General features: G+C 64.6%; 9 protein-coding genes. 3 read left to right on the plus strand and 6 right to left on the minus strand.

Translation table 11 applies throughout. From position 1 onward, the window contains the following. Positions 1 to 101 precede the first annotated feature (101 nt). Positions 102 to 887, plus strand: a complete 786-nt coding sequence (locus tag F8S13_20705) for a DNA ligase (GenBank protein KAB8141223.1) — start codon at positions 102 to 104, stop codon at positions 885 to 887. Further along, a complete protein-coding gene (locus tag F8S13_20710) occupies positions 881 to 2035 on the plus strand; it encodes an AAA family ATPase (protein KAB8141224.1) in 1155 nt (384 codons plus the stop codon). Before F8S13_20705 ends, F8S13_20710 begins: the two co-directional genes overlap by 7 nt. A gap of 3 nt (positions 2036 to 2038) precedes the next feature. Here F8S13_20710 and F8S13_20715 read toward each other — a convergent pair whose 3' ends face one another. The 4 genes from F8S13_20715 to F8S13_20730 form a co-directional block, all read right to left on the minus strand. Beyond that, positions 2039 to 3586: a glycosyl hydrolase 43 family protein gene (locus F8S13_20715; protein KAB8141225.1), complete on the minus strand. Its 1548-nt coding sequence runs from the start codon at positions 3584 to 3586 to the stop codon at positions 2039 to 2041. A 262-nt stretch (positions 3587 to 3848) separates the two neighbouring features. After that, positions 3849 to 5057: an acyltransferase gene (locus F8S13_20720; GenBank protein KAB8141226.1), complete on the minus strand. Its 1209-nt coding sequence runs from the start codon at positions 5055 to 5057 to the stop codon at positions 3849 to 3851. Positions 5058 to 5627: 570 nt separating this feature from the next. Continuing rightward, on the minus strand, positions 5628 to 6170 hold the full coding sequence (locus F8S13_20725; protein KAB8141227.1) for a GNAT family N-acetyltransferase: 543 nt from the start codon (positions 6168 to 6170) through the stop codon (positions 5628 to 5630). Positions 6171 to 6322: 152 nt separating this feature from the next. Continuing rightward, the gene (locus F8S13_20730) at positions 6323 to 7468 is read right to left on the minus strand and encodes a hypothetical protein (protein ID KAB8141228.1); all 1146 of its coding nucleotides are present in this window, start codon (positions 7466 to 7468) and stop codon (positions 6323 to 6325) included. 208 nt (positions 7469 to 7676) lie between these two features. Here F8S13_20730 and F8S13_20735 point away from each other — a divergent pair, with 208 nt between their 5' ends. After that, positions 7677 to 7997, plus strand: coding sequence for a hypothetical protein (locus F8S13_20735; protein ID KAB8141229.1), 321 nt, complete (start codon positions 7677 to 7679; stop codon positions 7995 to 7997). Here F8S13_20735 and F8S13_20740 read toward each other — a convergent pair. Further along, on the minus strand, positions 7974 to 8324 hold the full coding sequence (locus tag F8S13_20740; protein ID KAB8141230.1) for a hypothetical protein: 351 nt from the start codon (positions 8322 to 8324) through the stop codon (positions 7974 to 7976). The two genes, F8S13_20735 and F8S13_20740, sit on opposite strands and share 24 nt — an antisense overlap. A 27-nt stretch (positions 8325 to 8351) precedes the next feature. Continuing rightward, positions 8352 to 8690: a YdeI/OmpD-associated family protein gene (locus tag F8S13_20745; protein KAB8141231.1), complete on the minus strand. Its 339-nt coding sequence runs from the start codon at positions 8688 to 8690 to the stop codon at positions 8352 to 8354. Positions 8691 to 8828 lie beyond the last annotated feature (138 nt).

The following is an 8828-nucleotide window of genomic DNA, read 5'->3' on the forward strand; positions in this document are numbered from 1 at the left end:
GAGAATGTCATTTTTCTGGGGATTGATCATGAACTATCATCGTACACACCACCTACGCCTGAAGCCTAACCGTTATCGCCGAGATCAGCGCGAGGTGTGCGATGGAGCCTATCTATAAATACCCCCGCACCCAGCACCTTGCTGGCTCGGGCGTGCAGGCGGGCGACGAGGATCTGGATGTGGCGCCCTTCCGCGAGCTGGCCGGTCGGCACCTGGTGGTGGAAGAGAAGATGGATGGGGCGAACGCGGCCATCAGCTTCGATGCTGATGGCCGCGTTCGGCTGCAGAGCCGCGGCCACTACCTGACAGGCGGGCCGCGCGAGCGCCAGTTTGCCCTGTTCAAGGGCTGGGCGCAGCGCTACACCGCCGATCTGTGGCCGCTGCTGGGCGACCGCTATGTGATGTACGGCGAGTGGCTGTATGGTAAGCACACCACGTTCTACACCGACCTGCCGCACTACTTCATGGAGTTCGACATCCTCGACACCCGCGAGCGCACCTTCCTCTCCACACCGCAGCGCATGCGCATGCTGGAGCGCGCGCCCTTCGTGGCCTCGGTGGCGGTGCTGCACCAGGGCGCGCTGCCCTCCATGGCGGCGCTCACCGCGCTGCTCGGCCCCTCGCTGTTTATCGCCGCCGATCACCGCGAGCGGCTGCGCGCCGTGGCCCACACCGTGGGCGTGGATGCCGAGCAGGTGCTGCGCGAGACTGACCCGACCGGCCTGATGGAGGGGCTGTATGTGAAGGTCGAGGATCGCGGCCTGGTGGCGGCGCGCTACAAGTATGTGCGCTCGGGCTTTCTCCAGACCGTGATCGACTCGGGGAGCCACTGGATGGACCGCCCGCTGGTGCCGAACCAGCTGCGGCCAGGAGCATCGCTATGGTGAACGTTCAGACGCCGTGGATGCTGCCGCTCTGCCCCGCGCCGCCCACGTGGCGGATCGACTGGGACGGCGCGATGGCCATGTTCCCCTGGCTGCAGCAGCTGGCGGGCGTGCCGCAAGACCCCGAGTACCACGCCGAGGGCGATGTGCTGACCCACACGCGCATGGTGGCCGAGTCCATGGTTGCCATGCCCGCCTGGCAGGCGCTGCCCGAGCACGAGCGCTCCACCCTGTTTCTGGCCGCGCTGCTGCACGACATCGGCAAGCCCAGCACCACACGGCACGAGCCGGATGGCCATATCTCGTCGCGCGGCCACGCGCGGCGCGGCGCGCAGCTGGCCCGCCAGTTGCTGTGGTCGAGCGAGGGCGTGGGCGCGGCGCTGCCCTTCGCCGCCCGCGAGGCGGTGGTGGCGCTGGTGCGTATGCACGGCCTGCCGCTGTGGTTTGTGGAGAAGGATGACCCCGACCGCGCCGTGTTTGCGGCCAGCTACCGCGCCAGCCTGGCCCAGGTGGCGCTGCTGGCCGAGGCCGACGCGCGGGGCCGCAGCTGCCCCGACCAAGATGACCTGATCGGGCGGGTCGACCTGTTCCGCGCGGTGTGCGCCGAGCACGGCTGCCTTGCCTTGCCACGCCCGTTCCCCAGCGACCACAGCCGCGTGCGCTACTTCCGCATGGCCCAGGCCGACCCCAGCTACCACGCCTACGACGAGACATGGGGCGAGGTGCTGCTGCTCTCGGGGCTGCCGGGCGCGGGCAAGGACACATGGCTGCGCCAGCACGCCCCCGATCTGCCGGTGGTCTCGCTCGACGCTATCCGCAGGCAGATGGGCGTGGACCCAGGCGACTCGCAGGGCGCGGTGGTGCAGGCCGCCAAGGAGCAGGCCCGCGAGCTGCTGCGGCGCAGGCGGCCCTTCGCATGGAACGCCACCAACATCACCCGCCAGCTGCGCGACCCGCTGATCGATATGTTGCTGGCCTACGGCGCGCGCTGCCGCGTGGTCTATCTGGATGCGCCGCTGCCCACGGTGCTGCGCCGCAACCGCGATCGCGCCGCCAGCGTGCCCCAGTCGGTCATCCTGCGCCTGGTGGGCAAGCTCGACCTGCCCGACCTGACCGAGGCCCACGCGGTGGAGTATGTGGCGCAGGGGTAGTCGCTACCCCTCGCGCGCGTACACAAACTCGCGGAAGCTCGCGCTGCCGCCGCTCTCCTGCGTGGCGTAGATGAACAGGCCGAACCGGCAGCCCACGAAGTGGTCGAGGCCGAAGTACAGCCCCTGTGCCGCGCCGATCTGCCGCCACTCCCCGCCTTGCAGGTAGAAGAACTCGGCGTAGTCCTCCATGTCGCGGAAGTGCAGCCGCGCCATCAGCGTGGCCTCCCGCTCGCCCAGCGCCACCCGCCCGTGCTCCACGCCCGCCTCGGTGTCGCATGTCTGGCCCATGGTGTAGTCGGCCTCGCCGGGGCGGCCCTGCATTACCGCAAAGAGCTGGCCATTTTCTTTGGTGATGGCCACCATGCCGTAGCGCCCCTGCAGCGCGCACAGCCCGGCGTAGTCGCCCTCGCGCAGCGCGCTGGCGTCCACCTGCACGCTGGCCGAGCAGCCCGGCCAGATCGCGCGCTGGGTCAGCACGTTGGCCGCGCGCGTCACGTTCTCGCTCAGCCGCGCGGTGGTGATCGTCAGCGCGCCCCTGGCACCATCCACGCTCCAGAGCGCGTTGTCGGGGGCGTGGTTCCACTGCCACACGCTGCTCAGGGTGATGGTTCCATCATCGTTGGGCTGGTAGCGGAAGTCATCGCTCGATACGAATGGCGCGTAGATGTGATTGGGGCGCGTGCTCTTCGTCTCCACATAGGCGGGCACCCTGCCGCCTACGCCCAGCACGGGGAAACGGTTCTCCCAGCGCATCGGCACCAGCACCGGCACCCGCCCGACCGCGCCCTGGTCCTGGAACAGCACCGCGTACCAGTCGCCGTCGGGCGTATCCACCACGCCGCCCTGGGCCACGCCCATGTTGTGGTAGCCCATGTCGTCATCCAGGATGTCGCCGCCGCTGAACTCGCCACCCAGCGCGTCGGCGGCGAAGCATGCTTGGGTGCGCCGCCGCGTGCCGTCGGCCAGCCAGTGGATGAGGAAGACGTAGTACCTGCCATCGATCTTGTAGATATGCGCACCCTCGTAGCCCAGCGCCACGCCGGGCTGGTCGCGGATGATCACGCGGTGCAGGCCGCCCTCCTGCGGGCCGCTCAGGTCGCCGCGCAGCTCGGTGATGAAGATCTCGGTGTTGCCGTAGACGATGTAGGTGTGCCCGTCGTCGTCGAACAGCAGCGAGCAGTCGTGGTAGAAGCCCTCGACGATCTGCCGCCGCCACGGGCCGCGGATGTCCTGCGCCTGGTAGAGGTAGGTCTTGCGCGTGTCGTTGGCCACGAAGCACACATAGAAGGTGCCGCCGTGGTGGCGCAACGACGCGGCCCACATGCCCTGGCCGTAGATGCTCTGGCCGCCCTCCATGCGCTGGGCGGGCGTGTCGTCCAGCGTCTCGAACACGTGGGTGAAGATCTCCCAGTGCACGAGGTCGAACGAGCGCAGGATCACCGCGCCGGGCATGAAGTGCATGGTCGTGCTGATCATGTAGTAGGTGTCATCGACACGGATGACATCAACGTCGGGGAAGTCGGACTGGAGGATGGGATTGTTGACCGCCATGGTGCGCCCTCGTCTCTATGTAGCGTCGTCGCGTGAGGCCGCGCCCAGTATACCACCGCTGTCGGTGGCGCTATCTTCCCCTGCCTACCCCCCATGGGTTTCGCGCCTTCGCGATAAAACAGTTCTTGTGTTCCTTGGTGGTAAAACGTTCTCGTTTCGTTCCCTTCGCGCCTTCGGGTCTTCGTGGTAAAACAGCTTTTGTCTTCCTTGGAGTCTTGGGGTCTTGGTGGTAAAAGAACTTCGCGCCTTTGTGGTAAGACGGTCATCTCGTCGCCGCCATGGCCGGGCGCACCTCGCGCTGGGCTGGGCTGTGGTTCAGGAAGGGCCGCTCGAACATGCGGTGGAACACATAGGCGGCGGCCAGCAGCAGCGGCGTGGTGACAAAGATCTGAAGCAGCAGCAGCGCGTGCGGCGACGCGATCCGCCCGCTGGCCAGGCGGAAGATCGCCTGCTGGATGGGGTTGTGGATGAGGTAGAGGCTGTACGAGAGGCCGCCCAGCCCCACCGCCCAGCGCGACTCCAGCAGCCGCATGCTCAGGTGACGCCGCCCAGCGTCGCCGCGCCGCGCCCGCCGTGCGCACATGATCACCAGGTAGGTGGTGCCGATACCCACTAGCACATCGGCGATCCACTCTGGCGCATCGTAGGGGAAGCAGGGTAGGCAGGCCAGCCCGTAGCATAGCAGAATGACCGGCCAGCCGAACAGGCGCGGCCAGCGCGCCAGCGGCGGGTGCGCCTCGCCGCTGGCCACCACCCGCGCCGCCAGCATGCCCATGGCGAACAGCGCCACGAACCACGGGTACGCCCAGTAGAAGCTGCGCTCCTCGGGCAGCAGCAGCCACGGCAGCAGCGATACCACCAGCGCCACGCCCACCGTGGCCGCGCTGCCCAGGCGTCGGCGCAGCGGCAGCAGGGCCAGCGGGAACACAAAGTAGATCTGCCACTCGGTCGCCACGCTCCACAGGGGGGTGTTGATGCGGTGCGCCCATGTGAAATCCAGGTTGTGCACCATGAAGATGTGCGAGAGCACAATGTCGGGGGTCAGCGCGTCGTTGATCTGCCCGCCGCCCACCTGCCCGTGCCGCTGCATGGCCTGCCCTGCGTACACTAGCGCCGCCGACATGGCCAGCGCCGCGTAGTAGGGCGGCAGGATGCGCCGCGCCCGCCGGTAGAGGTAGCTGCCGAAGCCGTTGGGCAGCTCGTCTACCCCCGCTCTGGCCAGCGGCAGCATCAGGCAGAACCCCGACAGCACGATGAACACATCCACCGCATAGTGCCCGTAGTTCATCCACAGCGTCGCGATTTCCGCCGCTGGCCCCAGGTCGATCTCGCGCGTGAAGTAGTAGGCGTGGAAGATCACCACGTACAGCGCGGCGATGCCCCGCAGCCCATCCAGGAACGCTAGGTGCTGGCATGGCGCGTCTGGCTGTGCTGCGGTGGTCTCGCAGCGCCCCGAGGGTCGGCTCATCATTGCGTTCGCTCCTTTGGCGTGGCGCGCACAGCCTGCGGGTGGCGCGTAGCTGCTGTTCGGCGTACCGTATGCTCTATCGGCCCTGCTCCCTGCGGTGGCGATAGCAATGCGCGGGCCTATGCTGTTGGCAGAGGTTGGTTGGGCGCTTGTCTCGTGGCCTCTGGCGGTGGCGTATGGATAGCGCGCAGGGCGGCACGGGCGGTTGGCGATGTGGCTAGGGCGGGGGGATGACCTGCGTGGTCTGGTGGCTGGGGCGGGGTGCCAATCGAGCGCGATAGCGGAGTTTGTGATATCGTTGGGGTAATATCTATCTGTATGAATGCTCTATCATGCCGCCTCCTTGCATTGCTCGCTGCTTATCTGATAGCTATCAGACAGTGGGATTATAGCTGATGCTCGGCGCGGGGGATATTATTCTTTGCTCACATTTGTGTCTGCGAGGGTGTATAGCACAAGGGGGGAGCGCTATGTTCTGGCAGGCTATGCGGGGCACGCCCCGCATAGCCTGCCTGCTTTGTAGGGCGTGCGCACTGGGCCGTTTGCCCCGGCGCACGTCTCGTTCAGCCCGCTCTACAGGGTCTGGTGGTAGGTGTATTGGTCGTCTTGCTGGCCCACCCGTTTGAACCCGCAGCTCTGCTCGTAGAAATGGTGGTTTTTTGTGGCCCACACGGGCGTCTCAAGCCCCCAGCTTAGGGCCTCGGGGTAGCGCTCTCGTAGGAACGCCCACATCCGCCGCCCCACGCCTTTATTCTGCCACGCCGGGTCAACAAAGATCGTACCGAGAACATAGTGGCGGTTCGGGTTTATCCAGACGATCATTGCGCCGACGATATCCGGCCCGGCGAGCACTTTGTAGCCCACGCTCTCTTGGTAGCCCAGCAGCCATGTGCGGAAGAAGTCGCCGTTATCGTAGCCATCGGGGCCGCCCTTTGCCTCGCCCAGGTGGCGCTGCGCGTCGTCGTCAAAAGCCCGCGCCATCACCTCGGTGACGGCGGGAATGTCGCGCTCGCCCATCTCTTCAAAGCGCAGGTCGAGATCGGCGTTGACCATAGGTGTGCTCCTTTTGCTTGAGTGTGACGATGCGTGTGTAATTGTAGCGCGGCGCTGCGACATGCGGTGTCACAGCTTGATTTTGCCCAACGCTTTGCTGGTGCTGTGCGAGGATGCGGTGCTGGGTGTGTGTCGGCATTTCGTAGGGTGCACTAGCGCAAGTGGGTGAGCTAACACCCTTTTTTGTGCGTCTTGGGTGTGTTGGCACTGGCTGGCTAGTTGCATGCGGCGAACAGGAAGTCGTGGGCTGTCGCCATATTATGGAACGTCTTGGCGGTGGGATCGTCGCTTTTGAGCACCAGTGTGGTAATGAGCGCTTGGGTCTCTTGCGGCGTGGTGGTGAAGGCGGTGCGCTGGTAGCTATAGTGCTTTTTGAGTGTGTACCCTTCGGTGCCTAGCCGCACGCGAGTTTGGTGGTCGTCGCGCATGCGCGATGTGGAGTCGTAGGCTATCGAGGCGATGGCGGTAGGTTGGTTGCCATCCATGCGGTAGCCAAACCCAAGCAAACTGTAGTCGTGCAGTTTGGCTATCGATGCGCCGAGTGCATCCTCGATAGCCTTCTGATCATTTTCATGAAGCTGCGCCATAATCCGGCCTACCCGATACTCGCGGCACTCATCTAAAAAAGGCTGGAGCAGCGCGGTAGATACACCTCGCATATGGTCCAACATGCTGGAAACGCCTATTTTGTTCCTAAACGATAGCTCAGGGTGCTCGTACACTTCCAAAATGCTATCGATACTTTGCCGCGAGTGTGCTGCGATGAGCAAGCGATCTTCGGGCAGCAGGGCGAATGCCTGTAGCTCTTGGTAGAGCTGAAGATCCGCAGGCTTGCTGGTTCTTTTTAAATTCTGGCGGCTAGCGTTGGTGGCGGTGTAGATCCCTATCGATCCGTTTCTTTCAAGGTCGTAGCCATTCAATAGGATAAAATGTCCGACATAATCAAGATCGACACTATCTTTCAGCCGTATTACATTGGCCACTTCGGTGGATGTTGGGTCTATTGGGTCGCTAGGTATGGCTAGGGTTGCCGACCATACAAAGTCGGTCACGTTGGTGCCCCAGCGCTGCGCACGGTAGTCAATGAGGGCGCTGATCGAAGGGCTAAAGCTCGTCCACGTCTGATCTTGCTGCTGGTAGAAACGGTTTTTGTCGGCATCCGGGCTGTCGCTGTTTAGCGAGTCCATCTTCGCTTCGTGCCGCGCCATATTCCAGTCGGTAAAGATAACCGATCTGGTGCTTTGTGGAGCGTAGGTCAGCGCTTGTTCAATGTGTGTTTCTTCTTGATCTGTTGGCGGGGCGGCGCATGTGGCAATTCCTATAAGCCCTAGCAGCAGAACCCATGCAGGTGATGTTTGCACAGTCTTCCCTCTTTTTTCTGCGGGCCAATGCGAGGGGGTGTGTTTTGCCCAGCTATTCGTCGCCGCCCCGCTTGTGGGAGTGTGTTTCTTCTCCATCCTGGTACTACTGTATGATACGCGGTAGTCTGATGAATGTTTCGTCCGCCACTAGCGGCGGGCTGTGCGCCGTGTGCGCGACTTCTTCCGCTGGAGGAGAGAGGGTGCTGCTATGATGCGACGTTTCCAGGGCCACCCCGCTCGCGCCTACCGCATCCCCATCCGCCTCGTTGAGGCGGCCTATGGGGCTGGCAACTTCGACGATGCGGGCGATGAGATCGCCGCCGCGCTCGCGGATCTGGCCGACTATCCTGGGCAGGTAGTCTGTCGTTTCGCGTTTGACTGCGCGCACCACAACCCGTGGTACCACGCCCTGGTGGTTGGGGTGGCGGGCCTGCCCGAGGCGCTACATGCCTCGTTCGCAGCGCGGTTGGCGGCGCTGGGACTGCCGCCCGAGGGTAGGCAAGTTTCATATATGCCATGGGGCAGGTAGCATCTTTAATCCGTCTGCCCCGATGGTTGTTTCGCCTGCGCCGCCGCTGTCGGACAGCACCGCTGCTCGCCAGGCGGTGCTGATGCCCATGTTTCCCCCGTCGCCATGCAGGCAGATAGCCAGCGGGCGGCCTTCGGCGGGCGCGGCGGCGGCGGAGACCGCGGAGACAAAGCGGCGTGTGACGCCGCTGATCTCGATGGTGCCGCCGGTGTCAACGCTCGGCGCGGCATGCGAGGCTTGGTGAGCGCTGGCGGTATCGGTGTCCAGGCCGCCCCCAGCGACCAGCAGGCCGCACACAAGGGCGCAGCAGATCGCAACTCGGCGCATTGCTCTCCCCCTTCTTGTGATGCGGGCCTATGGCTCGGCTGGTTCAGCCTCCTCTTTAGGTGCGGTGGCCTTGGGTCTGCGCGAAAGGTTCGCCAGCCGCTGCCCCCGCGCCGAGTCGTCGATCAGCTGGGCCAGCCGTCTGGCGCGCGTGGCCTCGGCCTTGGCGCTGACTACCCACCAGCGTGCGGCCTTCTGGTACGATGGTGCCTGCGTGCTGAAGAAAGCCCAGGCCGCCGCGTGCTGCTGGAGCTGCCGCTCGTATGGCTCGGGCATGTCCAAGGCTGGCTTCTCGTGCGAGTATACTAGCGCGTGCGCCTCGCTGCGCCGCCCAAACGCGGCTCGGCCTGTGTCGTGCATCAGGCCCATAGCCTCTAGCTCTCACATGGTGTCACTTTTGGGAAGTGTCAGAAGTACACTTTCCAGCGAACGGGCATGGATAGACCGAACGCGTGCTGGCGGTTTTGCCACGCGATGGCCAGGGTGAACAAGCTGCACTGCCATTGG

It is taken from the genome of Chloroflexia bacterium SDU3-3 (assembly GCA_009268125.1).
GTDB lineage: Bacteria > Chloroflexota > Chloroflexia > Chloroflexales > Roseiflexaceae > SDU3-3.